The sequence below is a fragment of the Christiangramia lutea genome (assembly GCF_022489035.1).
Taxonomy (GTDB): Bacteria; Bacteroidota; Bacteroidia; order Flavobacteriales; family Flavobacteriaceae; genus Christiangramia; species Christiangramia lutea.
Map to the genome: position 1 here is coordinate 96,727 of NZ_JAKVTV010000003.1, position 26,326 is coordinate 123,052.

Sequence of the window (26,326 nt, forward strand, 5' to 3'; positions counted from 1 at the left end):
GGAGGTGATGACACTATGTTAATTATACCAGTTAAAGACGGAGAAAATATAGATAGAGCTCTTAAGCGTTTTAAGCGTAAGTTCGACAAAACCGGAACTATGCGTCAGCTAAGAGATCGTCAGCATTTTACAAAACCTTCTGTAGAGCGTAGAGCTCAAATTCAGAAAGCTGAGTACATCCAGCACCTGAGAGACGCAGAAGATATCTAGTATTATCTAGAGATTGTAAGATCGATCTAAAATTATAGAACTGTTGATAGATCAAAGTTTGCTAACTTTGTTTATCAACAGTTTTTTTATGCCTTATTCTTCCTTTCTTGATTATCTTCAACTTGAAAAGAATTACTCTGTTCACACCATTACGGCTTACGAAGCAGATCTCCGTAGATTTCAGGAATTCTTAGAGGAAACTTATTCTGAAACAGAGCCGAAGAGAGTTAATTATGCTCAAATACGTAGTTGGATCGTGACTTTATCGGAATCGGGTATCTCGAATAGAACGATCAACCGAAAATTATCTTCCCTAAAATCATATTATAGGTTTCTTTTAAAAACCGGGCAGATCGAGGTTTCGCCTTTGATAAAGCATAAGGCATTGAGGACTTCCAAGAAGGTACAGATTCCTTTTTCAGAAAATGAGATAGTAGAAGTGCTTGAAAATATCGACGATACTGCTTTTGAAGGAGCGCGAGACAGGTTCATGATTGAGCTTTTCTATTCTACAGGAATAAGAAGGATTGAGTTGATAAATACAAAGCTTAGTAATCTTGACCTGGAAGGGAGAGTGCTAAAAGTTCTTGGGAAGCGAAACAAGGAAAGGTATGTACCTTTGATTGGTTCGGTGGTTGAGACCGGTAAAGCCTACCTGAAAGTGCGAAAACAGCTTCCGGGAAGTGAGGAAAACGATTATCTTTTTTTAACCTCGAGCGGTGATAAAATCTATGAAAGTTTTGTTTATAGAGTTATAAATAATTATTTTAGTGAGGTGTCTGGCAAACTAAAAAAGAGCCCGCATATCCTGCGGCATTCGTTTGCTACTCATTTATTGAACCAGGGAGCTAATTTAAACGCGGTAAAAGAATTACTTGGGCACTCCAGCCTTGCGGCGACTCAGGTATATACTCACAACAATATTGCCGAGCTAAGCAAAATTCACCAAAAGGCTCATCCCCGGAACAATAAGAAATAATTTAATCTTTTTGTTTAATTAAATTCTACTGGATATGAAAATGAATCTGCAGTCTGTGAACTTCAATGCCGATCAAAAACTGATTGACTTCACGCAAAAGAAACTCGATAAGTTAGAAAACTATTTTGATAAGATTATTTATGCTGATGTGTTTTTTAAAGTGCAGAACACGAGTGGAAAGGAAAATAAAATTACAGAGATCTTAATCAGTGTTCCAGGTGGAGATTTAATTGTGAAAAAGACCTGCAATAAATTTGAAGCATGTGTAGATGAATGTGTTAATGCATTACAACGACAGCTTATTAAGCGTAAAGAAAAATTAAGTGCTCATGTTTAGGTGAATTTTTTTCAAATTATTTTTTGATAAAGGAAATATTTATATACATTTGCAGTCCGTTAGAAATAGCGGACTTTTTTATGCTGAAAAAGTGGCATAAAAGGCCGATGTAGCTCAGCTGGCTAGAGCAGCTGATTTGTAATCAGCAGGTCGTGGGTTCGAGTCCCTCCATCGGCTCTTGAAATACTGAAAACACCGAAGTTTCGAAGGTAATTTGAAATTTAAATCATTGTGATTTAAGTGATTGAGAAATAATCTTCAGAAATTTTAAAAAATGCTTTGGATGGTGCTTATAATTTGCTTTAATTTGCAGCCGTTTTAAAAACCACCAGAGCTTAGCTTTATCGGCTATGGTTCTATGAAATAGTGGTAAAATTGGGGAGATACTCAAGCGGCCAACGAGGACAGACTGTAAATCTGTTGTCTTTCGACTTCGCAGGTTCGAATCCTGCTCTCCCCACAAAGATTTTAAAATAAGCGGTTGTCAAAAGCTTGCTTTTGTAAAATTGCGTTTTTAAAATCAGTGTTCGGGGCCACCCGAACGGATCATCGAGCAAAGCGAGATAATCCAGAGACTTAGATCTGAAATGGAAATGCGGGAGTAGCTCAGTTGGTAGAGCGTCAGCCTTCCAAGCTGAATGTCGCCGGTTCGAACCCGGTCTCCCGCTCTAAATAAATTGAATCAGGATATTCCCCGGTCGTAGAATAGTTCAAATTTAAAGGTTTTTATTCCTTTTGTATTTTGAGCTGTTTATTAGGTTATCTAATAATGGGTTATCTCGGCAGTATTACCTCGGTCCTGATCTTTTCCATAAACCCTTGTAGGTTTATGGTTATTGCTGTTTAAAACAGTCAATTGTCTGGCCGACGTAGCTCAGGGGTAGAGCGTTTCCTTGGTAAGGAAGAGGTCACGGGTTCAATTCCCGTCGTTGGCTCTAGTTTTGTATAAAATTGAACACTAATATATAACTAAGATTAAATAAGTATTAATTATGGCAAAGGAAACTTATGATCGTTCCAAACCGCACCTAAATATTGGTACAATTGGACACGTAGATCACGGAAAAACTACTTTAACTGCAGCTATTACTAAAGTATTAGCTGAAGCTGGATATTCAGAAGCTAGTGCGTTCGATCAAATCGACAACGCTCCAGAAGAAAAAGAAAGAGGTATTACTATTAACTCTTCTCACGTAGAGTATGCGACTGCAAATCGTCACTACGCTCACGTTGACTGTCCTGGTCACGCCGATTATGTTAAGAACATGGTAACTGGTGCTGCTCAGATGGACGGTGCTATCCTTGTTGTAGCTGCGACTGATGGTCCTATGCCACAAACTCGTGAGCACATCCTTCTTGGACGCCAGGTTGGTATTCCAAGAATCGTTGTATTCTTGAATAAAGTTGACCTTGTTGATGATGAGGAGCTTTTAGAGCTTGTTGAAATGGAAGTAAGAGATCTTCTTTCTTTCTACGAGTATGATGGTGACAATGGTCCTGTAATTTCAGGTTCTGCGCTTGGAGCTCTAGAAGGAGATGAAAAATGGTCTAAGACCGTTCTTGATCTTATGGAAGCTGTAGATGAGTGGATTGAACTTCCTCAGCGTGATGTAGATAAAGACTTCTTGATGCCTATCGAAGATGTATTCTCTATTACAGGTCGTGGTACTGTTGCAACTGGGCGTATCGAGACTGGTGTTGCTAACACTGGAGATCCTGTAGAGATTATTGGTATGGGAGCTGGAAAACTTACTTCTACTATTACTGGAGTTGAGATGTTCCGTAAGATCCTAGATAGAGGTGAAGCTGGAGATAACGTTGGTATTCTTCTAAGAGGTATTGAAAAGACTCAGATCTCAAGAGGTATGGTAATTACCAAGCCTGGATCTGTAACTCCTCACGCTAAATTCAAAGCAGAGGTTTATATCCTTAAGAAAGAAGAAGGTGGACGTCACACTCCATTCCACAATAACTACCGTCCGCAGTTCTACGTACGTACAACAGACGTAACTGGAACTATCAATCTTCCTGATGGAGTTGAGATGGTAATGCCTGGTGATAACCTTACTATTACAGTAGAGCTTATCCAGCCAATTGCAATGAATGTTGGTCTACGTTTCGCTATCCGTGAAGGTGGTAGAACTGTAGGTGCTGGTCAGGTAACTGAGATTCTAGACTAAGAATCATCTTAATATATAAAGGTATCCCGTGAGGAGCGGGGTACCTTCACTTATATTTACGGGTTTAGCTCAGTTGGTAGAGCACTGGTCTCCAAAACCAGGTGTCGGGAGTTCGAGCCTCTCAACCCGTGCAAATATTTTTTTTGAAAAATGGCAGGAATTGGTAATTACATATCAGAATCATATAACGAGTTAAGAAACCACGTTACCTGGACAAGCTGGTCTGAAGCGCAAAGGCTTACAGTGCTTGTAGCTGTGTTCTCGATTATTTTTTCATTAGCAATTTGGGGTGTTGATACGCTTTTTAGTGGAGCTATCGAGCAATACTTCGAATGGGTTAAATCATAATTAAAATAGCGATGGCAGAAGCAAAGGAAAAAAAATGGTATGTGGTTCGTGCCGTTAGCGGACAAGAGAATAAGGTTAAGGACTATATAGAGAAGGAGATTTCTCACCAGGGTCTTGAAGATTTTGTGGATCAGGTTTTAGTTCCTACAGAAAAAGTGATTCAAATTCGTAACGGAAAGAAAGTGAACAAAGAACGTGTTTACTTTCCTGGTTATGTAATGATACAGGCGAATATTGCCGGAGAGATTCCTCATATTATTAAAGGAATTAATGGAGTTATTGGATTTCTGGGTGAAACTAAAGGAGGAGATCCTGTGCCACTTAGGAAATCTGAAGTGAACAGAATGTTAGGGAAAGTAGATGAACTTTCTGTGAAAGCTGATAATGTTGCAATTCCGTTCACAATAGGGGAGACTATTAAAGTTATTGACGGACCGTTCAATGGGTTTAATGGCACAGTGGAGAAGATAAATGAAGAAAAGCGAAAGCTAGAGGTAATGGTGAAGATTTTCGGAAGAAAAACTCCACTTGAGCTTAGCTATATGCAAGTAGAAAAAGTTTAATAATAACTGTTACATATTTTTTGATTGTTTTTTAAGCTTCCACTCAACAAACGATCATTTAAAAATTTGAAAAATGGCAAAAGAAGTAAGTAAAGTTGTAAAACTACAAGTTCGCGGAGGTGCTGCTAACCCATCACCACCAGTTGGACCTGCTTTAGGTGCTGCCGGAGTGAACATCATGGAATTCTGTAAGCAATTCAATGGTAGAACTCAGGATAAGCAAGGAAAGGTACTTCCAGTTGCAATTACTGTGTATTCAGATAAGTCTTTTGATTTTGTGATCAAGACTCCACCTGCAGCAGTACAATTGATGGAAGCGGCGAAGACTAAAAAAGGTTCTGGTGAGCCGAACAGAAAAAAAGTAGCTAGTGTTTCTTGGGATCAGGTTAAAGCGATTGCAGAAGACAAGATGCAGGATCTTAACGCATTTACTGTAGAGTCTGCAATGAAAATGGTTGCCGGAACAGCTCGTTCGATGGGAATAACTGTAAAAGGTAATGCACCGTTTTAATCCAAAAAGATATTAAGAAATGGCAAAATTAACTAAAAAGCAAAAAGAAGCTCAGTCTAAGATTGAGAGCGGCAAGACTTATACAGTTGCCGAAGCTTCAGCTTTGATAAAAGAAGTTTCCAACGAAAACTTTGACGCTTCTGTAGATCTTGCAGTTCGTTTGAACGTAGATCCACGTAAAGCTAATCAGATGGTAAGAGGGGTTGTAACTCTTCCTCACGGAACTGGTAAGGATGTTAAGGTTTTGGCTCTTGTAACTCCAGATAAGGAAGAAGAGGCTAAAGAAGCTGGTGCAGATTACGTTGGATTAGATGAATACCTGGATAAGATCAAAGGAGGTTGGACAGATGTTGATGTGATCATCACTATGCCAAGCGTTATGGGTAAACTTGGGCCGCTAGGACGAGTTCTAGGACCAAGAGGTTTAATGCCTAACCCAAAGACCGGTACTGTAACTATGGATATCGCAAAAGCGGTTTCTGATGTGAAAGCTGGTAAGATCGACTTTAAGGTTGACAAAACTGGAATTGTACACGCTGCTGTTGGAAAAGCATCTTTCGATGCTGAGAAAATCGCAGGTAACGCAAGAGAATTATTAACTACGCTGGTAAAATTGAAACCTCAGGCAGCTAAAGGTGTTTATATAAAGAGTATTTATATGACCACTACTATGAGCCCGAGTGTAGCAATAGATACTAAAAGGTTTACTGAGCAATAATTTAAGATTATGACAAGAGAAGAGAAATCACAAGTTATAGAAGATTTAACTGCCCAGTTAGCCGGAACTTCAACTATCTATTTGGCTGACATTTCTGGCCTGGACGCTGGAACCACTTCTAACTTACGTAGAGCTTGCTTTAAAGCTGATGTAAAGTTATCGGTAGTTAAAAATACATTGCTTGCTAAAGCTATGGATGCTGCAGATAAAGATTTTGCAGACCTTCCATCAGTTTTAAAAGGCAATACCTCAATCATGCTTTCTGAAACCGGAAATGCTCCGGCGAAAGTGATCAAGGAATTTAGAAAGAAATCTGATAAACCTCTACTAAAAGGAGCTTTTGTAGAAGAAGCTGTATATGTAGGTGATGACTACCTTGAAACGCTTGTTAATATCAAGTCTAAAGAGGAAGTTATCGGGGATATTGTTGGGTTACTTCAATCTCCTGCTAAGAATGTTGTTTCTGCGCTTAAATCAGGTGGAGGAAAACTTGCAGGAATCCTTAAGACTCTTTCAGAAAAAGAGGGATAAAATAGTACGCACTTTTTAACAATTATATATTAAAGAACTTTTTAAAAACGATAGAAAATGGCAGATTTAAAAGATTTCGCAGAACAATTAGTTAATCTTACTGTAAAAGAAGTAAACGAATTAGCTGATATTTTAAAAGAAGAATATGGTATCGAACCTGCTGCTGCTGCAGTAGCTGTTGCTGGCGGTGCTGCTGGTGGTGGTGAAGAAGCTGAAGAGCAAACTGAATTCGACGTAATTCTTAAAGCTCCGGGTGGATCTAAGCTTGCAGTAGTTAAACTTGTAAAAGAACTTACTGGACTAGGTCTTAAAGACGCTAAAGAATTAGTAGATGGTGCTCCAAAACCAGTAAAAGAAGGAGTAGCTAAAGACGAAGCAGAAGCTCTTAAAAAGCAATTAGAAGAAGCAGGAGCTGAGGTTGAGCTTAAATAAGCTTAACACAAGCAATATTATTTAGGTTTAGACCTCAGGAATTACTCCTGGAGGTCTAAACCATTTTGCGTATATGAAACCTAAGGTTTAAAAGCGCAGCATTTTTTATATAAATTATAATCCCGTCCATTGATGTTAGCAAAGCAAACTGAAAGATTGAGTTTCTCTTCTGTTAAGAATAAGCCTGCTTATCCGGACTTTCTGGATCTGCAGATTAAGTCTTTTCAGGACTTCTTTCAATTAGAGACAAAATCAGAAGAGCGGGGAAATGAAGGTCTTTACAACACCTTCCTAGAAAACTTCCCCATTACGGACACCCGTAATCAATTTGTACTAGAATTCTTAGATTATTTTGTGGACCCGCCAAGATACTCCATCCAGGAGTGTATCGAACGCGGTTTGACCTACAGTGTACCGCTTAAGGCAAGACTTAAGTTATACTGTACCGACCCTGAACACGAAGATTTTGAAACCATCGTACAGGACGTATACTTGGGAACTATCCCTTATATGACACCTAGCGGAACTTTCTGCATCAACGGTGCCGAGCGAGTAGTAGTATCTCAGCTACACCGTTCACCGGGGGTTTTCTTTGGACAGTCTTTCCATGCTAATGGAACTAAATTGTATTCAGCCCGTGTAATTCCTTTCAAAGGTTCATGGATTGAATTTGCTACCGATATCAACAGCGTAATGTACGCGTATATCGATCGTAAGAAAAAATTACCTGTTACTACTCTTTTTCGTGCCATTGGATTTGAGCGTGATAAGGATATCCTTGAGATCTTTGACCTTGCAGAGGAGGTTAAAGTTTCTAAGACAGGACTTAAAAAATATCTTGGTCGTAAACTTGCGGCTAGAGTACTTAACACATGGTATGAAGATTTCGTAGATGAAGATACTGGTGAAGTTGTTTCTATCGAGCGTAACGAGATCGTTCTGGACCGTGATACAGAACTTGAGAAAGATCACATAGAAGAAATTCTTGAAACCGGAAGTAAAACTATCCTTCTTCATAAAGAGGATAACCAGACCGGGGACTATGCGATCATTCATAATACATTACAAAAAGATCCTACCAACTCTGAAAAGGAAGCGGTAGAACATATCTATCGTCAGCTTCGTAATGCTGAACCGCCAGATGAGGAAACTGCTCGTGGAATTATCGACAAGCTTTTCTTTTCAGATCAGCGTTACAGCCTTGGAGAAGTTGGTAGATATAGAATGAACAAGAAACTTGGTCTTGATGTTGAAATGGATAAGCAGGTGCTTACCAAGGTAGATATCATCACCATTGTTAAATATTTAATCGAGCTTATTAATTCTAAAGCTGAGATCGATGATATTGATCACTTATCTAACCGTCGCGTTAGAACTGTAGGTGAGCAATTATCTCAGCAATTCGGTGTTGGTCTTGCGCGTATGGCAAGAACGATCCGTGAGAGAATGAACGTTCGTGATAACGAGGTGTTTACACCGATAGATTTGATCAACGCGAAGACACTTTCTTCTGTGATCAACTCTTTCTTCGGAACAAACCAGTTATCTCAGTTCATGGATCAGACTAACCCTCTCGCAGAGATCACGCATAAGCGTAGACTTTCAGCGTTAGGACCAGGTGGTCTATCCAGAGAAAGAGCAGGTTTCGAGGTACGTGATGTTCACTATACTCACTACGGAAGACTTTGCCCGATTGAAACTCCTGAAGGTCCGAACATTGGTCTTATTTCTTCACTTTCTGTTTATGCAAAAGTGAACGGCATGGGATTCATTGAAACTCCTTACCGAAGTGTAACAGACGGTAAGATCAACATTTCAGAAGAGCCAATCTATCTGAGTGCTGAAGAGGAAGAAGGTAAGAAGATTGCTCAGGCGAATATCCCATTAAAGGATGACGGAACTATAGAAAGTGATCGTGTAATTGCACGTATGGAAGGTGACTTCCCGGTTGTGGATCCAAAAGAGGTTCATTATACCGATGTTGCTCCAAACCAGATCTCGTCTATTTCGGCTTCATTGATTCCATTCCTGGAACATGATGATGCGAACCGTGCACTGATGGGATCCAACATGATGCGTCAGGCAGTACCGCTTTTAAGAACAGATTCTCCTATTGTTGGAACTGGTCTTGAAAGACAGGTAGCTACAGATTCTCGAGTATTGATCAATGCTGAAGGAGAAGGAGAAGTAGAATATGTAGACGCTAATAAGATTATTATTAAGTACGATCGTACGGATGAGGAAAGAATGGTAAGTTTTGATGATGATTCTAAAACTTATGACCTTATCAAATTCCGTAAGACTAACCAGGGAACCTGTATCAACCTGAAGCCAATCGTAAGTGTTGGTGACAGGGTAACTAAAGGTCAGGTACTTTGCCAGGGTTATGCTACTGAAGCAGGTGAACTTGCACTAGGTAGGAACATGAAGGTTGCCTTTATGCCTTGGAAAGGTTACAACTTTGAGGATGCGATCGTGATTTCAGAAAAAGTGGTTAGAGATGATATTTTCACCTCTATCCATATAGATGAGTACTCTCTTGAAGTAAGAGATACAAAACTAGGTAACGAAGAATTAACTAATGACATTCCAAACGTTTCTGAAGAGGCTACAAAAGACCTTGATGAGCATGGTATGATTAGAGTTGGTGCTGAAGTGAAGCCTGGTGATATTCTTATAGGTAAGATCACTCCTAAAGGGGAAAGCGATCCAACTCCGGAAGAAAAACTTTTACGTGCGATCTTTGGTGACAAAGCTGGTGATGTAAAAGATGCTTCTCTAAAAGCTTCTCCATCATTAAGTGGTGTGGTTATAAACAAGAAATTGTTCGCAAGAGCAATTAAAGATAAGCGTAAGAGAGCACAGGATAAAGAAGATGTTGCGGCATTAGAGAAGAAATACGATGCTAAATTCGCTAATCTTAAGGCTGAACTTGTTGAGAAACTTTTCGCTATTATAGGTGGAAAAACAGCTCAGGGAGTACAGAACGATCTTGGCGAAGAAGTAATGCCAAAAGGTAAGAAGTATACTCTTAAGATGCTGAACGCTGTAGACGATTACACTCACTTAACTAGTGGAACATGGACTACAGATGATCATCTTAACGCTCTTGTTGCAGACCTTATCCACAACTATAAGATTAAAGAAAACGATCTTCAGGGTAACCTGAGGAGAGAGAAATTCACCATTTCTGTTGGAGATGAACTTCCATCAGGAATTCTTAAACTGGCTAAAGTTTACATTGCTAAGAAACGTAAGCTGAAGGTTGGTGATAAGATGGCAGGACGTCACGGTAACAAGGGTATTGTTGCTAGAATCGTTCGTCAGGAAGATATGCCATTCCTTGAAGACGGAACTCCGGTAGACATTGTGTTGAACCCACTTGGGGTACCATCACGTATGAACATCGGTCAGATCTACGAAACAGTTCTTGGATGGGCAGGACAGAAGAATGGTAAGAAATATGCCACTCCTATTTTTGACGGTGCTACTATCGATGAGATCAATGAGCTTACCGATAAAGCAGGAATCCCAAGATACGGTCATACTCACCTTTATGATGGTGGAACCGGTGAGAGATTCGACCAGCGTGCAACTGTTGGTGTGATCTATATGCTTAAGCTTGGTCACATGATCGACGATAAGATGCACGCCAGATCTATCGGACCATACTCACTTATTACTCAGCAGCCGCTTGGTGGTAAGGCACAATTTGGTGGTCAGAGATTTGGAGAGATGGAGGTTTGGGCTCTTGAAGCTTACGGAGCATCTAGTACTCTAAGAGAAATCTTAACCGTGAAGTCAGATGACGTGATCGGAAGAGCTAAAACTTATGAGGCTATTGTTAAAGGTGAGCCAATGCCAGAACCTGGATTGCCGGAATCTTTCAACGTACTTATGCACGAATTGAAAGGTCTAGGATTGGATATTAAACTTGAAGAATAAAAAAATAGTTTGTAGTATTCAGTAGCTAGTCTGCAGTGACTTTCTACTGAATACTCAATACTGAATACTATAAGTATGGCTAGAAATAATGATAAAAATACAGTACAGAGGTTCAACCAGATCTCTATAGGTTTAGCTTCTCCAGAGTCTATCCTCGCGGAATCTCGTGGTGAAGTTCTTAAGCCTGAAACGATCAATTACCGTACGCACAAACCAGAGCGTGACGGATTGTTCTGTGAGCGTATTTTTGGTCCTGTAAAGGATTATGAGTGTGCCTGCGGAAAATATAAGAGAATTCGATACAAAGGGATCGTTTGTGACCGTTGTGGTGTAGAAGTTACTGAAAAGAAGGTGCGTAGAGACCGTGTTGGTCACATCAACCTTGTTGTTCCTGTAGCTCATATCTGGTATTTCCGTTCTTTACCTAACAAAATTGGTTATTTGCTAGGTCTTCCTTCTAAGAAACTGGACATGATCATCTACTACGAAAGATATGTAGTGATCCAGCCAGGTAATGCGAAGAATGAAGAAGGGGAACCATTAAAGAAAATGGATTTCTTAACTGAAGAAGAGTATCTGAACATCTTAGATGAACTTCCTCAGGAAAATCAATATTTAGAAGACAGCGACCCAAACAAGTTTATCGCTAAGATGGGAGCTGAATGTCTTATCGAAATTCTTAAGAGAATCGATCTTGATGATCTTTCTTATGAATTGAGACATAAGGCAAACAACGAAACTTCAAAGCAACGTAAAACTGAGGCTCTCAAGAGACTTCAGGTTGTGGAAGCACTTCGTGACGCAAACAAAAATCGTGAGAACAACCCAGAGTGGATGATCATGAAGGTAGTACCGGTTATTCCACCGGAACTAAGACCTCTTGTACCTCTTGATGGTGGTCGTTTCGCGACTTCAGATTTAAACGATCTTTACCGTCGTGTAATTATTCGTAACAACCGTCTGAAAAGATTAATGGAGATCAAAGCTCCTGAAGTAATTTTACGTAACGAGAAACGTATGCTTCAGGAATCTGTGGATTCATTATTCGATAATACTAGAAAATCATCAGCAGTTAAGACTGACTCTAACCGTCCGCTTAAATCCCTTTCAGATTCATTGAAAGGTAAGCAAGGACGTTTCCGTCAAAACCTGCTTGGTAAACGTGTGGATTATTCTGCGCGTTCGGTAATCGTTGTAGGACCAGAATTGAAAATGTTCGAGTGTGGTCTTCCAAAGAACATGGCAGCTGAACTTTACAAGCCTTTTATCATCAGAAAACTGATCGAAAGAGGTATCGTAAAAACAGTGAAGTCTGCGAAGAAGATTATCGATAAGAAAGAACCTGTAGTTTGGGATATACTAGAGAACGTATTAAAAGGACATCCGGTATTATTGAACCGTGCTCCTACGCTTCACCGTCTGGGTATCCAGGCATTCCAGCCTAAACTTATTGAAGGTAAGGCAATTCAGCTTCACCCGCTTGCGTGTACTGCATTCAACGCAGATTTCGATGGTGACCAGATGGCGGTGCATTTACCTCTTGGGCCAGAAGCTATTCTGGAAGCACAGCTATTGATGCTTGCTTCTCATAACATATTGAACCCTGCAAATGGTTCTCCTATTACAGTACCATCTCAGGATATGGTACTTGGTCTTTACTATATGACCAAGCACAAGAAATCTACAGATGAGGAAACTGTAAAAGGTGAAGGGCTAACTTTCTATTCTGCGGAAGAGCTTGTAATTGCTTACAACCAGAAGAGAGTAGATCTTAATGCAGGAATCAAGATTAGAACCAAAGATTATAATGAGGCAGGTGAATTAGTTTACCAGATTATTGAAACTACTGTTGGTAGAGTATTGTTCAACGAAGCAGTACCAGAAAAAGCAGGATATATCAATGAGGTATTAACTAAGAAATCTCTTCGTGAGATCATTGGTAAGATTCTTAAAATTACCAGTGTACCAGAAACTTCTGAGTTCCTTGACCAGATCAAGCAACTTGGTTACGGATTCGCATTCCGTGGAGGACTTTCTTTCAGCCTAGGTGATATTATCATCCCTGAAGAGAAACAATCTATGATCGATGAAGCTAACGAGCAGGTTGAAGGTATCATTGGTAACTATAATATGGGGCTTATTACCAATAATGAACGTTATAACCAGGTAATTGACATTTGGACTTCGACCAACGCTGGTCTAACTGAATTGGCTATGAAGCGAATTCGTGAAGACAAGCAAGGATTCAACTCTGTATATATGATGCTTGATTCTGGTGCGCGTGGTTCGAAAGAGCAGATCCGTCAGTTAACAGGTATGCGTGGTCTTATGGCCAAGCCGAAGAAATCGAATTCTGGTGGTGGTGAAATTATCGAAAACCCGATTCTTTCTAACTTTAAGGAGGGTCTTTCGATTCTTGAATACTTTATCTCTACTCACGGTGCTCGTAAAGGTCTTGCCGATACCGCACTTAAAACGGCCGATGCTGGTTACCTAACCCGTCGTCTGGTAGATGTATCTCAGGATGTGATCGTAAATGAAGATGACTGTGGAACTCTTAGAGGTGTTGAAGTTAGACCACTTAAGAAAAACGAAGAAATCGTAGAATCTTTAGGAGAAAGAATCCTTGGACGTATTTCCCTGAATGATGTTGTAAATCCATCAACAGATGAACTTCTTGTTGGTGCGAATGAAGAAATAACTGAAGAAATTGTTGCTAAGATAGAGGACGCGCCAATTGAGAGTGTTGAAGTACGTTCACCACTTACCTGTGAGGCGAAGAAAGGTATCTGTATCAAGTGTTACGGTAGAAACCTTGCAACTAACAAGATCGTTCAAACAGGTGAAGCTGTTGGTGTTGTTGCTGCACAGTCTATTGGAGAGCCTGGTACACAGCTTACACTACGTACTTTCCACGTGGGTGGTATTGCAGGTAACATTTCTGAAGATAACAAACTTGAAGCTAAGTTTGATGGTATCGCTGAGATCGAAGATCTTAAAGTTGTTAAAGGTGAAGCCCCTGATGGTGGAACTGCAGACATCGTGATCTCCCGTACTGCTGAACTGAAGATAAAAGACAAGAAAACAGGAGTTGTATTAAGTAACAACAACATTCCTTACGGTGCTCAGATCAATATTAATGACGGAGCAACTGTATCAAAAGGAGATGTGATCTGTACTTGGGATCCATATAACGGTGTAATTATTTCTGAATTCGCCGGTAAGATCAAGTACGAAAACGTTGAGCAAGGTGTTACTTATCAGGTTGAGATCGATGAGCAGACAGGATTCCAGGAAAAAGTAATTTCTGAATCTCGTAACAAGAAACTGATCCCAACGCTTCATATTCTTGGTAAGAAAGACGAAGTGATTCGTTCTTATAACCTTCCGGTTGGAGCTCACCTTATGGTGGACAATGAAGAGAAGATCGGGGTTGGTAAGATTTTGGTTAAGATTCCACGTAAATCTTCTAAAGCAGGGGATATTACGGGTGGTCTTCCAAGGGTAACCGAGCTTTTCGAAGCGCGTAACCCATCTAACCCGGCTGTTGTATCTGAGATCGATGGTGTTGTTTCTTTTGGTAAGATCAAAAGAGGTAACCGTGAGATCATCGTTGAGTCTAAACTTGGTGAGGTTAAGAAGTATCTTGTTAAGCTTTCTAACCAGATCCTTGTTCAGGAGAATGACTACGTAAGAGCGGGTATGCCATTATCTGATGGTTCTATCACTCCGGAGGATATCCTGAACATTAAAGGGCCTAACGCTGTACAACAGTATCTTGTGAACGAAGTTCAGGAGGTATACCGTTTACAGGGTGTGAAGATTAACGATAAGCACTTCGAGGTTGTGGTAAGACAAATGATGCGTAAAGTAAGAATCGTTGATCCGGGTGATACAATCTTCCTAGAGAATCAGCTTGTTCACAAAGATGATTTCATCGATGAGAACAATAAGTTGTTCGGAATGAAGGTGATCGAAGATGCTGGTGATTCTGAAAAGCTGAAAGCCGGACAGATCATTACTCCAAGAGATCTTAGAGACGAAAACTCTATTCTTAGAAGGGAAGACAAGAACCTTGCTACCGCAAGAGACGTAATCACGGCAACTGCAAATCCGGTACTTCAGGGTATTACTAGAGCTTCACTTCAGACTAAGTCATTCATCTCGGCTGCTTCCTTCCAGGAAACAACTAAGGTATTGAACGAAGCTGCAGTAAGCGGTAAGATCGATGAACTAGAAGGATTGAAGGAAAATGTAATTGTAGGACACAGAATTCCTGCAGGTACAGGTATGAGAAAATACGATAGCATTATTGTTGGTTCTAAAGAAGAATTCGACGAAATGCTTGAGAGAAAACAGGAAGTTAATTATAACTAATTCCTGTTAATAATAAGAAAAAAGGCTCCGCTCACCGCGGGGCCTTTTTTATTTATACCGATATTTGAGATATGAAAGATTATTTTAAAGAGTTACTGGAATATTCACATTATTACAATCTGGCGATCATTAAAAAGTTTAATGATGGAGATTTAGAATTCATGATTCCAGAAAGAGCAATTGAGTTATTATCTCATATTTTAAATGCTCAGAAGATATGGAATGAGCGCCTAAAGGGTAATAGTGATATTATAAAAGTCTGGGAAGTACAGAAGGCTGATAAACTTGAAACCTTCGAAAAGGAGAACTTTCAGGAAACACTAGACATTCTTGAGAAGGAAGATCTTGAGAGAATTGTGAGTTTTAAGAACACTAAAGGCGAGAGTTATCAGAATGTAGTAAAGGATATCATTTTTCATATAGTGAATCATTCTACCTACCACCGTGGCCAGATCGCTACGGAATTAAGGGCACAGGGAATAGATCCAATTGTATCAGATTTTGTGTATTATAAACTAGGGAAATAGAATTTTAGATAATAAATATTAAATTGAAGAAAATCTCAATCATGGAAGACGATAAAAAAAATAAGAACCAAAAAGGGAAAATAAATATAGAGTTAGATGAAGCGGTGGCTGAAGGAACCTATTCAAATCTTGCCATAATCAACCATTCTGTTTCAGAATTTGTAGTGGATTTCGTGAATATCATGCCAGGCAGACCAAAAAGTAAGGTGAAATCGAGAATTATCCTTACACCCCAACATGCTAAAAGACTTTTAAAAGCATTAGGCGATAATATCAATAAATTCGAACAGGCTCACGGTGAAATTAGGGATTATGACAAGTCTCCCTTGCCATTGAATTTTGGGCCTACGGGACAGGCTTAATTTAAGTCGACGATAATAGTTATTATAAAAAAGAGATTTCTCATTCGCTATACTCATTCGAAATGACCTGATTTGTAAAGTCATTTCGAGCGAAGCGAGAAATCTCTTTTCTAATTAAAGATGATTATTGAAATTCAATTATCAATTATCAAGGAGTATATTTCGCGAAATAGATCTTCGCAGCTTTCATTACTCTAGGAGCCAGAATTAGGGTTGAGATCATCGTTGGGATGGCCATTAAAGCAAAGAATCCGTCAATCAAGTTCAGAATAAAACTTAGAGAGGTTGTCGCCCCAATGATAATACTTAGAATGTAGATCCAGTTATAATATTTTTTGTTTTCTGCCCCAATTAGAAATGAAAGACATTTTGTTCCGTAGTAGGAATATGAGAAAAGTGAAGAAATACTGAAGGCGAGAATACATAATAATAGAAGGTAATTCCCAACATAAGGAATTGCCTGATCAAAAGCGGCGGCGGTAAGGCTAACACCATTTACGTCTGTGCTTTGCCAAACTCCAGTTACCAGAATCGCCATGGCGGTAAGTGTACAAACTACCAGTGTATCGATAGCCGGGCCTAACATGGCGATTAATCCTTCACGGATAGGTTCTGAAGTTTTACTCGCTCCATGAGCCATAGTAGCGGTTCCGATCCCTGCTTCGTTTGAAAAAGCTCCCCGTCTAATTCCTAATAAGATCAATCCACCTAAAACTCCGCCAAGTAATGGATCACCTTTATAATTGTTTGCAGCGAAAGCATCGGTAAAGATCATTCCAAAATAATGGAGAACAACATCATAATTAACGAGAAGAATAGTCACAACAGAAAGGAAGTATAGTGCCACCATTGCGGGCACAAGTTTGGACACAGTTTTACTAATTCTGTCCAAACCTCCAACTATTACGATTGTGGTTATTATGGTTAAGAATATTCCAATGATTAGGCTGGACATAAAGCCAGTTTCAATATTATTTGGTTCCAGCAGAATATAATTGATCGCCTGGGTCAATTGGTTTACGTTAAAAACCGGTAAGGCACCAACGAGTCCGGAAACAGCGAAAAATATTGCCAGAGGTTTCCATTTTTTTCCAAGTCCTTCTACGATAAAATACATAACCCCACCCTGTATCTTTCCTTCAGAATCTTTTCCACGATACATCACCGCTAAGCTATTAGTAAAGAATTTTGTTGCCATTCCAACTACAGCGCTAACCCATAACCAGAAAATAGCTCCTGGGCCTCCTAAAGCTATCGCTACGGCCACTCCGGCAATATTTCCCATTCCCACGGTGGAGGAAAGAGCGGTAGACAATGCCTGGAAATGATTAATATCTCCCGGGTCGTCAGGATTGTTATATTTACCTCGAAGAACCTCGATAGAATGGCCAAGATATCTGAAGGGCAAAAATCGAGAATAAATTAGTAGAAAAATTCCACCTCCTATTAAAAGGATAACTAAGGGAATTCCCCATACGGCGGAAGCAAAATCTGCAATAAACTGATCAATTTGGGACATAGAGAAACTTTGCTCCCGAAAATAGTAAATTTTGCGGGTGTAACTATTGATTTAAATAGACCAATTTTAGTTTTGCACATAAATATGTCATGCCGAACTTGGTCTTGCATTTGTGGAAAGACCCTGAAACAAGTTCAGGGTGACGGATTTTTCTGAATTAAATTAATTTGTCTTGCTGAATTTGGTTCAGCATCTCAACTAAAAATTACTGAAGCCTTAAAATTCTGAAGTGAAATGGAATTTTATTGAAGGATATTTCTGCTGGGTCATCTGTAAAGAGAACTGAGAATCAGCCAAAAATACCAGTTGGCCAGATTTATCTTTAGCCAGGTATTTAGATTTAACCCTTTTGAAATCCTTGAATTCTTCGCTCTTTTCATCCTCGGGTTCAACCCAGGTAGCTTTATGAACGTTCAGGTTTTCGTAGGTACACTTTGCCCCATACTCGTGTTCCAATCTATATTGAATAACTTCGAATTGCAGTGCTCCAACGGTTCCTATTATTTTTCTACCGTTCATTTCAAGAGTAAATAGCTGTGCTACCCCTTCATCCATTAACTGATCGATACCTTTTTCCAGTTGCTTGGATTTCATAGGATCGGCATTGTTAATATATCTAAAGTGTTCAGGAGAGAAACTTGGAATTCCTTTATACATCAATGTTTCTCCCTGGGTAAGAGTATCACCGATTTTGAAATTCCCAGTATCGTGAAGCCCTACAATATCACCAGGATAGGAAACATCTACGATCTCTTTCTTTTCGGCAAAAAAAGCGTTTGGAGAAGAAAACTTCATGTTTTTATTATTCCTAACATGCAGGTAATTCTTATTTCTTTCGAATTTCCCTGAAACTATCTTTACGAAAGCCAGGCGGTCACGGTGTTTTGGATCCATATTGGCGTGGATCTTAAATACGAACCCGGTAAAATCTTTTTCGTCTGGTTTTACAACTCTGGTGTCGCTTTCCTTAGGTCTTGGTGGAGGAGCGATTTTAATAAAGCAATCCAGTAATTCACGCACTCCAAAGTTATTAAGGGCAGAACCAAAGAATACAGGTTGTAATCTTCCGCCGAGATAGGCTTCCCTGTCAAATTCTGGATATACACCCTGGGCAAGTTCCAATTCGCCTCTTAAAGTATCGGCTGCTTCATTACCAATTAATTCATCTAATTCTTTAGATTTCAGGTCACTGATTTCAACCGTTTCTTCGATATCTTTTCTTGGATCACCGGTGAATAGGTTTACATTCTTTTCCCAGATATTATAGATGCCTTTGAAGTCATATCCCATTCCAATAGGGAAGCTTAAAGGAGTAACTGTAAGGTTCAGCTTCTGTTCAATTTCATCAAGAAGTTCAAAGGCGTCTTTACCCTCTCGATCCAGTTTATTTATAAAAACGATCATCGGGATGTTACGCATCCTACAAACTTCCACCAACTTTTCAGTTTGTTCCTCTACACCTTTGGCAACATCTATTACAACGATCACACTATCCACTGCGGTAAGAGTTCTAAAGGTATCTTCAGCGAAATCCTTGTGCCCCGGAGTATCCAGGATATTGATCTTTATATCCTTATATTCAAAAGCAAGTACAGAAGTCGCAACCGAGATCCCCCTTTGTCTCTCGATCTCCATAAAGTCACTGGTAGCACCCTTCTTAATTTTATTAGATTTAACCGCACCGGCTTCCTGTATCGCTCCACCAAAAAGTAATAGTTTTTCAGTAAGCGTTGTTTTACCGGCATCGGGGTGTGAGATGATACCAAATGTTCTTCTTTTGTTGATCTCTTTTTGATAATGCTTCATTCCTGTTGCTATTGGAGCGGCAAAAATACTATTATTTTCAGGAATTTTCTATATGCAGACCGGCATTCATCGTTTATTATTTGGCTATACTCAGTATAAAAAAGATGGGACACACTCGTATCCCATCAACTTTCTCATAGCAACGATCTCCCGATCATCACTCGAAGATACCTACGAAAAACAGATGATAGTGGTTTCGTAATCTTTTTGTACTCAATAAATTATTTGGGTTTTACACTTTTTGTCCGACCTTTATAAAAATTACCTGCTAAGAAATTATGGGTTTTTCCCTGCAAAACCGAACTATATTCGCAATGCTCATTGCGGTAATCCTTCTTTATGGCAATTTCAGCTTTTCACAGAATAGAAAAGAGATAATTGCCAAAGGGAGTTATGCAATTAATATGGGGCTAACTCCTCAAACCCATGCAAATGCCTTAAAACCTTATGGTTTTATATATGATCTGCTGCTTGAGTTTCCGGTGGAAGTAAAATGGGTGATCAATAATGAAAAACAAAAGGATGGGATCGATTTCGTCATTGGAGAGGAGGTTTTTAGATCGGGCTCTTTTGTTATCCCGGTCTCATATATTACGGAACCTCTAAGACAAAGAATCGAAATTTGGGAAAATAGAGGCGTAGTTGGAACCTATTTTGAAGAAGATCAGGAATTACCAGTTTTTACAAATCTTTCAGTTGCACCAAAGTGGACACTGGACAAGCAAAATGGTAGCATAGCTCTTACTTATTTTCGGGCTGCTGGAATTCCCGGTTCTGCCCATGGAGGTTATGATTCTAAAAATTGGAAAACCCCAGATGAGCTTGGGGTATGTGATGATCTTTTTGTTATGCCTCATGCCCAACCAAAATTTGAGACTCATAAAAACCTGTATTTCTGGAATAGAAAATTGAAGGGAGCTATATGGGCGGGATGTCATGCTGGAAGTCTGCTTGAAAATTTATACGGAACGGTTCCCAACGGCGATACAACTGAAGTACTACAATTGAATTTTCTGTCTGAAGGAGCGGCTGGAGCCCGAACTACCGGTCTAATACCTTTTTATGAGCACAGGTATGCCACACCACCATATACTCATCAACTTCCAGCCGATCCTGTTTCACAATATTTAGGGAAAAGTGATAAAGCGCTGATCAACGGATCTGAACGTATTTTCTACCCGAAAAAGGCTAATGTATGGAGGCAAACCACTAAAACCATAATTGTAGATCCTTCGGCTCCGGATGTTCCGTCGCTTTCCAAAGGTCCCGGAGCGATTATAGTATACGGGAATGGCTTTGGAAGAAAAGAAAACGGACTTGTAATGTACCAGGCATCTCACGATTTTTCTGGAGAAACTCCAGAGAATATTGCTGCAATGAGAGCATTCTTTAATTGGAGTTTCTACGCCACAGAGGTAAAAAGAAGGGAGAATATTATACTCTTTCAAAATTTTGAAGGAGATAAGATCTTTGCGGCACGAGTTGGAGATGATCTGGCCAAAATGCTGAATCTGGATCCAATTCTATTCGACCTTGATAAGGCAGAGATAAAGCCTCAGGCTGCCAGCCAACTTGATGAGATCGCTGCCTATATGGCGGAATACCCTGAATTGCTTATAGATATTAGGTCTCACACAGACAGCAGAGCAGATGACGATTACAACCTCAGGCTCTCCCAGGAGCGAGTTGATGTAACCCGCGAATACCTGATAAATCTGGGAGTGGACGAGAGCAGGATCTCAGGTAGGGGATATGGTGAAACTGAATTAGTCAATAATTGCAGGAATAATATCTTATGTTCTGAAGTTCAGCACGAGAAAAACCGCAGGTCTGAATTTATTCTTTCCATTAACTGTGACATTTATACCGGTAGATTAAAACTTTAGGATTTGCTTAATCAGCTTATTTGTGAAAGGAAACACTGTTTTTGTACATTTGAATCTCAATTAAAAAAATGGCAGAAGAAAAAGTAATTTTAGTTAACGAAAAGGACGAGCAAATAGGGCTCATGGAGAAGATCGAAGCCCACGAAAAAGCATTGCTCCACCGTGCCTTTTCAGTTTTTGTTTTCAATGATAAACAGGAACTAATGATACAACAAAGGGCACTTTCCAAATATCATTCTCCTGGTTTATGGACCAATACCTGTTGTAGTCATCAAAGAGAGGGAGAATCCAATATTGAAGCTGGAAAAAGAAGATTGCAGGAAGAGATGGGTTTCTCTACAGACTTGAAAGACACGATATCGTTTATTTATAAGGCTCCTTTTGATAATGGTTTAACCGAACATGAATTCGATCATATTCTTGTTGGTAATTTTGAAGGAAAACCAGATCTTAATCCTGATGAGGTAGCTGCCTGGAAATGGGTTTCATTAGAAGATCTTCAGGTAGATATGAAGAAGAACCCTCATGTTTATACTGAATGGTTCAAGATCATTTTTGATAAATATTATTCACATATACAGCAATGAGAATAACGGTCCACAGGAAAGCACATTTTAATGCTGCTCATCGTCTTTTCAGGAAGGAATGGGATGACGAGCGTAATTTTGAGGTTTTTGGTAAATGCAGTAATCCTCACTACCATGGGCATAATTATGAATTAATTGTTTCTGTGACCGGGCAGCCAGATCCCAGGACCGGTTTTGTAATGGACTTAAAAGACCTGAAAAATCTCATTTTAAAGGAAGTTGAAGAGCCATTCGATCATAAGAATTTGAATATTGAAGTACCGGAGTTTAGTGATTTAATTCCCACCGCTGAAAATATAGCAGTAGTTATATGGAATAAGCTGCGAGGTAAGATCAAGGAAGGTCATGACCTTGAAGTAACCCTTTATGAAACACCAAGGAATTTTGTAACCTACAAAGGCGAATAATATGAAGATAGGAGAGGAAGTTCCACAATTACAATTAAAGGATCAGGACGGAAAAACTTTTGATTTTTCGGCTTTGAAAGGTGAAAAATCATTTGTGGTCTACTTTTATCCCAAAGATTTTACTCCGGGTTGTACAAAAGAGGCCTGTAGTTTCAGAGATAGCTATGAAGAATTTAAGGATCTGGGTGCCGAGGTAATAGGAATTAGTGCCGATTCTTCATCGTCCCATTCAAAATTTGCCAATAAATATGATCTTCCATATATCTTTCTATCAGATCCAGAGAAAAAGGCCAGGCAGGCTTTCGGCGTAAAACCAAATTTGCTGGGGCTAATACCCGGCCGGGAAACCTTTGTTTTTGATAGAGAAGGTAAACTGCTGCATAAATTCAATAGTATGAGTGCAAAAAGGCATATGCCCGAGGCTCTAAGCGTTCTGAAAAAAAATCAGAATTAATTTTACCGAATTCATTTTCCTTTCAAAAAATAGTTTAAATTCGCAGCCGAAATTTATTGAAAATGGCGAGTAAAAGATTGCTTAAAAAAGATGTGAATTATGTAATGGGAGACATCATAGATGCTGCCTACATTCACCAGATGGCTAATCCAAAAGAAGACCCGGCTAAGTCTGAGGCGATCGTAGATGAAGCTATAAAAGAATATGATGAATTGATCACGAAGATCAACCGTCGTGACGTAGAAAATAAACAAAAACATTTTAAGGAAGTTCAGGCTGAACTTGAGACTAAAGCAAATGCTTTGATCGAAAAGCTGAACGCGCTTTAATAAGTTGCCGATGTAGCTCAGCTGGCTAGAGCAGCTGATTTGTAATCAGCAGGTCGTGGGTTCGAGTCCCTCCATCGGCTCAAGGTTAAAAAGCCTCTTCAAATGAAGAGGCTTTTTTTATGTACTAAGTCATATTCGTGCATAAAAAAAGGGATCATTCGATCCCTTAAATTATCCTGATATTTTCCTCTTGCTAAGAATTTTGATTTTCTGCCTCGGTTTGTTCCTCGACTTTTTCTTCCAGTTTCTCCTGCTTTTTTCTTTCTTTCAAAAATTCCTTTAGTTCCTCTCCATACTTAGATTTCTTAACCTTCGGCGCAAGGGAAGTATAGATTGTATCCAGATATTTGATATTCGCGTCAAATACTTCAGAAAGGGCCAGGTAAGGTGCTATTTCATGATCTTTGTTGTTGATCGCGAAATTCACTGTATATAAATATTTCCTTTTAAGAAGTCGGTCGTATTTCTGGTCTATCTCGATTAACTTTTCCTCATCCTGGGCTTTTTCAGCGTCAAAGCTTTCTTTGATAAGGTCAAGGTTCTGGTCGTTGAACCTGCTAATCATTTTACGATATTCAACAAGTTTCTCCTGGTTTGCAGAACCTACGATTTTTGCACTGGTCTCAAATTTTTCCAGTTTGGTGTTGATGGAAACTTCTCCTTTATCTGCAAAAAACTCTATACGATCATCATACTGATTGTTGTCTACTTTTTCCAGATACAGATACATGATCTGCGGACTTTGGATATATGTCTCCATGGCAAAATTAGGTTCACCGTCAACAACTACAGAGTCTACGTTCACTAAGATAGTATCCTGGATCTTCTGAAGGTATAAGGTTCCTTTCTTAAGACCTTTTACTTCCCCGCTCACAATAAGATTGCTTTCTTTTTCCGAACAAGCCGTGATGCTTATTAATATGACTAAAAGAAGAGCTAGTTTTTTCATTTTTTGAATTCAGATTTTTAAGGAGCGCAAATATCTTATATTTTTCTATTTATTACTAACCGCCGGCGGCTATTTGCATTAAAATTGTACACAAAATTGCCCCATAAGTTCCAACCACATATCCAAATACCGCAAGTAGTACTCCTACAGTTGCCAAAGAAGGGTGGAAGGCAGCTGCAACAACAGGGGCTGAAGCCGCACCGCCAACATTCGCCTGGCTTCCTACAGCTAGAAAGAAATAAGGAGCTTTTATAGCTTTTGCCGTACCAAACAGGAATATGATATGAATCAACATCCAAATCAACCCAATTCCAATTAATCCCGGGTTATCAAAAACCATGGTAAGATCCATTTTCATCCCGATGGTGGCAACGAGGATATAAATGAAAATACTTCCTAATTTACTGGCTCCCGCTCCTTCATAAGATTTAAATGGAGTAAATGACAGGATGATTCCAATAGCGGTTGCTATGGTGATCATCCAGAAGAACTGGGATGAGAAGGAGGAAAGGGCGCTTTTTGAATCGTTGAAAACTTCAAAATTAGCAAGCAGGTATTCCGACATATTATCAGCTCCCCAGTGTGCGAAACCAACTGTGCCAAATGCCAGCGCGAGCATGATCATATAATCTGATAGTTGAGGGTTTCTTGTAACGCTCTCGGCGTAGTTCGAAACTTTCTCTTTTAGTTCGGTGATGGCTGAGTTATCGGCTTTTAGCCAGTTATCTAACTGGTCACTTTTCCCGATTCCCATTAGCAGTCCTGCCATAAGAAGGTTGGCAACCACAATATCTACTAGCACCATTCCTCCGTACAGATCAGGGTTGTATTCATAGATCTCCAGCATAGCTGCCTGATTGGCGCCACCACCAATCCAGCTACCTGCAATGGTAGATAGTCCTCTCCAAATGGCATCGGGACCGGCACCACCAACAGTTTCAGGAGAAATTGCCGAAACTATAAGAATGGCAATAGGGCCTCCTATGATTATACCTATCGTTCCGGAGAAGAACATGATCAAGGCCTTGGGGCCAAGATTAAAAATTGCTTTCAGGTCTATGCTAAGAGTCATTAAAACGAGAGCGGCTGGTAATAAATATCTACTTGCTACAAAATATAATTGGGAAGTTTCGTCATCTATCCAGCCAAAAGAGTTGAAAATAGCAGGGATGAGGTAACACATAAGCAAGGCTGGTACCACTTTGTAAAATTTACCCCAGAATCCATTCTTTTTTGAAGAGGTATAAAAAACAAAGCCCAGGGCTAACATTAATAGTCCAAAAACAATAGCGTCATTGGTGAAAAGGGTAGATTCTTCCATAAAATTTGTTCTTGATCGCCGGCAAAATACAATTTTTATTATTTCCGGCTACAGGTTCATATGAACTTAAATTTTAAGGATCTCAGAAATACTTCTGGCAACTCCATCCTCTTTCCCGGGAGAGGTTACCATATGGGCGATTTCCAGGACTTCAGGCTTGGCATTTCCCACGGCAATCCCCATACCTACGCCTCGAAGCATTTCAATATCATTGTAATTATCTCCAAAAGCCATGCTTTGAGAAAGTGGAATTCTATAATGATGGTCTAACAGATGTTCTACGGCCGTTAATTTTGAGATGGCTCGTGGAGCTATCTCAATATAAGTTGGTTTCGAACGATAGAGGTGGAGATCGTTCGGGAAACTTTCCTTTAGGAAATTGAAGATCTTATCTATCTTTTCTTCTTCTCCCATGGCCATGATCTTATGGGCTCCCTTCTCTTCTGCATCCCACTTTTTAATAACCTTCTTATTTTCCCGAAATTCCGGTTGCACCTTCGTGTTATTGATCTCTCTTCGAGTCCAGAAATCATCCCGTGGAACATACCATTCATCATTATGAAATAAACTTAAATGTACGTCATGATCTAAATTATAGTCATGAAGGCTTTCAAGAATTTCCAACGGAATTTCTGTTGAATCCAGTGTCTTTCCGTCAGCGAGGATCAGGCCGCCATTATAACTGATAATGGGGAGATGTTCAATGTCCATCTTTTTCTGAAGATGTCTCATTGCTGAAGGCATTCGGGAGGAAATAAGGATAAATGGAATATTTTCCTGATTGAGTTTTTTAATGGTGTTTATCGTTAGTTCTGAAAGATCTCGGTCTGCGTTCAGTAAAGTGCCGTCGATGTCTGAAAATATGATCTTGAACATTATTCTTCCTGCTTTTTATTTTTGGGGTGTCTTCTGGCTTCTTTCAAAGCTTTGTTAAGCATCCATTCTATCTGCCCATTGGTACTTCTAAACTCGTCTGAAGCCCATTTCTCGATAGCTTTAAGCATATCTTCATCTACTCTTAATGCGAATGCTTTCTTTTTGCCCATAA

25 protein-coding genes and 6 tRNA genes are annotated in these 26,326 nt (G+C 39.6%); 25 read left to right on the top strand and 6 right to left on the bottom strand.

Going from position 1 to position 26,326, the window contains the following annotated elements:
- The first annotated feature begins 15 nt into the window (after nucleotides 1–15).
- The 19 genes from rpsU (at nucleotide 16) to ML462_RS09855 (ending at nucleotide 16,020) form a co-directional block, all read left to right on the top strand.
- Complete coding sequence (gene rpsU / locus ML462_RS09765) at nucleotides 16–210, top strand: 30S ribosomal protein S21 (protein ID WP_026933820.1); 195 nt, start codon at nucleotides 16–18, stop codon at nucleotides 208–210.
- 88 nt (nucleotides 211–298) lie between these two features.
- Complete coding sequence (locus ML462_RS09770; RefSeq protein WP_240713635.1) at nucleotides 299–1,189, top strand: tyrosine-type recombinase/integrase; 891 nt, start codon at nucleotides 299–301, stop codon at nucleotides 1,187–1,189.
- A gap of 34 nt (nucleotides 1,190–1,223) precedes the next feature.
- The gene (hpf, locus tag ML462_RS09775) at nucleotides 1,224–1,526 is read left to right on the top strand and encodes a ribosome hibernation-promoting factor, HPF/YfiA family (protein WP_240713636.1); all 303 of its coding nucleotides are present in this window, start codon (nucleotides 1,224–1,226) and stop codon (nucleotides 1,524–1,526) included.
- A 103-nt stretch (nucleotides 1,527–1,629) separates the two neighbouring features.
- Nucleotides 1,630–1,703, top strand: a tRNA-Thr gene (locus tag ML462_RS09780).
- A 200-nt stretch (nucleotides 1,704–1,903) separates the two neighbouring features.
- Nucleotides 1,904–1,986 (top strand) — tRNA-Tyr (locus tag ML462_RS09785).
- A 135-nt stretch (nucleotides 1,987–2,121) separates the two neighbouring features.
- Nucleotides 2,122–2,194 (top strand) — tRNA-Gly (locus ML462_RS09790).
- A 195-nt stretch (nucleotides 2,195–2,389) separates the two neighbouring features.
- Nucleotides 2,390–2,461 (top strand) — tRNA-Thr (locus ML462_RS09795).
- A gap of 57 nt (nucleotides 2,462–2,518) precedes the next feature.
- Complete coding sequence (tuf, locus tag ML462_RS09800) at nucleotides 2,519–3,706, top strand: elongation factor Tu (protein WP_240713637.1); 1,188 nt, start codon at nucleotides 2,519–2,521, stop codon at nucleotides 3,704–3,706.
- Between the two features lie 58 nt (nucleotides 3,707–3,764).
- A tRNA-Trp gene (locus tag ML462_RS09805) sits at nucleotides 3,765–3,837 on the top strand.
- A gap of 19 nt (nucleotides 3,838–3,856) precedes the next feature.
- A complete protein-coding gene (gene secE / locus ML462_RS09810; protein WP_240713638.1) occupies nucleotides 3,857–4,054 on the top strand; it encodes a preprotein translocase subunit SecE in 198 nt (65 codons plus the stop codon).
- Nucleotides 4,055–4,065: 11 nt separating this feature from the next.
- Complete coding sequence (nusG, locus tag ML462_RS09815) at nucleotides 4,066–4,617, top strand: transcription termination/antitermination protein NusG (protein ID WP_240713639.1); 552 nt, start codon at nucleotides 4,066–4,068, stop codon at nucleotides 4,615–4,617.
- A gap of 73 nt (nucleotides 4,618–4,690) precedes the next feature.
- Nucleotides 4,691–5,128 carry a 50S ribosomal protein L11 gene (rplK, locus tag ML462_RS09820; protein ID WP_240713640.1) on the top strand — a complete coding sequence of 146 codons (438 nt, stop codon included), beginning with the start codon at nucleotides 4,691–4,693 and terminating at the stop codon, nucleotides 5,126–5,128.
- Nucleotides 5,129–5,147: 19 nt separating this feature from the next.
- Complete coding sequence (rplA, locus tag ML462_RS09825) at nucleotides 5,148–5,846, top strand: 50S ribosomal protein L1 (RefSeq protein ID WP_240713641.1); 699 nt, start codon at nucleotides 5,148–5,150, stop codon at nucleotides 5,844–5,846.
- Between the two features lie 9 nt (nucleotides 5,847–5,855).
- Nucleotides 5,856–6,377 (top strand): 50S ribosomal protein L10, encoded by a 522-nt coding sequence (gene rplJ / locus ML462_RS09830; protein ID WP_240713642.1) that lies wholly within the window; start codon nucleotides 5,856–5,858, stop codon nucleotides 6,375–6,377.
- Nucleotides 6,378–6,434: 57 nt separating this feature from the next.
- The gene (rplL, locus tag ML462_RS09835) at nucleotides 6,435–6,809 is read left to right on the top strand and encodes a 50S ribosomal protein L7/L12 (protein ID WP_156273609.1); all 375 of its coding nucleotides are present in this window, start codon (nucleotides 6,435–6,437) and stop codon (nucleotides 6,807–6,809) included.
- A gap of 132 nt (nucleotides 6,810–6,941) precedes the next feature.
- Nucleotides 6,942–10,754: a DNA-directed RNA polymerase subunit beta gene (gene rpoB / locus ML462_RS09840; protein ID WP_240713643.1), complete on the top strand. Its 3,813-nt coding sequence runs from the start codon at nucleotides 6,942–6,944 to the stop codon at nucleotides 10,752–10,754.
- A gap of 75 nt (nucleotides 10,755–10,829) precedes the next feature.
- On the top strand, nucleotides 10,830–15,131 hold the full coding sequence (gene rpoC, locus ML462_RS09845; protein ID WP_240713644.1) for a DNA-directed RNA polymerase subunit beta': 4,302 nt from the start codon (nucleotides 10,830–10,832) through the stop codon (nucleotides 15,129–15,131).
- A gap of 71 nt (nucleotides 15,132–15,202) precedes the next feature.
- The gene (locus ML462_RS09850; protein WP_240713645.1) at nucleotides 15,203–15,658 is read left to right on the top strand and encodes a DinB family protein; all 456 of its coding nucleotides are present in this window, start codon (nucleotides 15,203–15,205) and stop codon (nucleotides 15,656–15,658) included.
- Nucleotides 15,659–15,699: 41 nt separating this feature from the next.
- Nucleotides 15,700–16,020 carry a DUF3467 domain-containing protein gene (locus tag ML462_RS09855; RefSeq protein ID WP_240713646.1) on the top strand — a complete coding sequence of 107 codons (321 nt, stop codon included), beginning with the start codon at nucleotides 15,700–15,702 and terminating at the stop codon, nucleotides 16,018–16,020.
- 148 nt (nucleotides 16,021–16,168) lie between these two features.
- Here the strand turns inward: ML462_RS09855 and ML462_RS09860 are convergent, their stop codons facing one another.
- Both ML462_RS09860 and ML462_RS09865 read right to left on the bottom strand, forming a co-directional pair.
- Nucleotides 16,169–17,539 carry an alanine/glycine:cation symporter family protein gene (locus ML462_RS09860; protein ID WP_240713647.1) on the bottom strand — a complete coding sequence of 457 codons (1,371 nt, stop codon included), beginning with the start codon at nucleotides 17,537–17,539 and terminating at the stop codon, nucleotides 16,169–16,171.
- Between the two features lie 216 nt (nucleotides 17,540–17,755).
- Nucleotides 17,756–19,345 (bottom strand): peptide chain release factor 3, encoded by a 1,590-nt coding sequence (locus ML462_RS09865; RefSeq protein WP_240713648.1) that lies wholly within the window; start codon nucleotides 19,343–19,345, stop codon nucleotides 17,756–17,758.
- 314 nt (nucleotides 19,346–19,659) lie between these two features.
- Between ML462_RS09865 and ML462_RS09870 the strand changes: the two genes are divergently transcribed.
- The 6 genes from ML462_RS09870 to ML462_RS09895 all read left to right on the top strand — a co-directional run bounded on the left by ML462_RS09870 (nucleotide 19,660) and on the right by ML462_RS09895 (nucleotide 23,088).
- The gene (locus ML462_RS09870) at nucleotides 19,660–21,231 is read left to right on the top strand and encodes an OmpA family protein (RefSeq protein ID WP_240713649.1); all 1,572 of its coding nucleotides are present in this window, start codon (nucleotides 19,660–19,662) and stop codon (nucleotides 21,229–21,231) included.
- 68 nt (nucleotides 21,232–21,299) lie between these two features.
- Nucleotides 21,300–21,818, top strand: a complete 519-nt coding sequence (idi, locus tag ML462_RS09875; RefSeq protein WP_240713650.1) for an isopentenyl-diphosphate Delta-isomerase — start codon at nucleotides 21,300–21,302, stop codon at nucleotides 21,816–21,818.
- Nucleotides 21,815–22,225, top strand: coding sequence for a 6-pyruvoyl trahydropterin synthase family protein (locus ML462_RS09880; protein ID WP_240713651.1), 411 nt, complete (start codon nucleotides 21,815–21,817; stop codon nucleotides 22,223–22,225). Before idi ends, ML462_RS09880 begins: the two co-directional genes overlap by 4 nt.
- A gap of 1 nt (nucleotide 22,226) precedes the next feature.
- A complete protein-coding gene (locus tag ML462_RS09885; RefSeq protein WP_240713652.1) occupies nucleotides 22,227–22,679 on the top strand; it encodes a peroxiredoxin in 453 nt (150 codons plus the stop codon).
- Nucleotides 22,680–22,741: 62 nt separating this feature from the next.
- A complete protein-coding gene (locus ML462_RS09890; protein ID WP_240713653.1) occupies nucleotides 22,742–23,008 on the top strand; it encodes a hypothetical protein in 267 nt (88 codons plus the stop codon).
- 6 nt (nucleotides 23,009–23,014) lie between these two features.
- Nucleotides 23,015–23,088, top strand: a tRNA-Thr gene (locus tag ML462_RS09895).
- A gap of 113 nt (nucleotides 23,089–23,201) precedes the next feature.
- Here the strand turns inward: ML462_RS09895 and ML462_RS09900 are convergent.
- From ML462_RS09900 to ML462_RS09915, 4 genes are all read right to left on the bottom strand, one after another.
- Nucleotides 23,202–23,957, bottom strand: a complete 756-nt coding sequence (locus ML462_RS09900) for a DUF4369 domain-containing protein (protein WP_240713654.1) — start codon at nucleotides 23,955–23,957, stop codon at nucleotides 23,202–23,204.
- 55 nt (nucleotides 23,958–24,012) lie between these two features.
- Nucleotides 24,013–25,278, bottom strand: coding sequence for a DUF819 family protein (locus ML462_RS09905; RefSeq protein WP_240713655.1), 1,266 nt, complete (start codon nucleotides 25,276–25,278; stop codon nucleotides 24,013–24,015).
- A gap of 66 nt (nucleotides 25,279–25,344) precedes the next feature.
- Complete coding sequence (locus ML462_RS09910) at nucleotides 25,345–26,154, bottom strand: HAD family hydrolase (protein ID WP_240713656.1); 810 nt, start codon at nucleotides 26,152–26,154, stop codon at nucleotides 25,345–25,347.
- Nucleotides 26,154–26,324 (bottom strand): type II toxin-antitoxin system antitoxin, encoded by a 171-nt coding sequence (locus tag ML462_RS09915; protein ID WP_240713657.1) that lies wholly within the window; start codon nucleotides 26,322–26,324, stop codon nucleotides 26,154–26,156. Before ML462_RS09915 ends, ML462_RS09910 begins: the two co-directional genes overlap by 1 nt.
- Nucleotides 26,325–26,326: the final 2 nt, after the last annotated feature.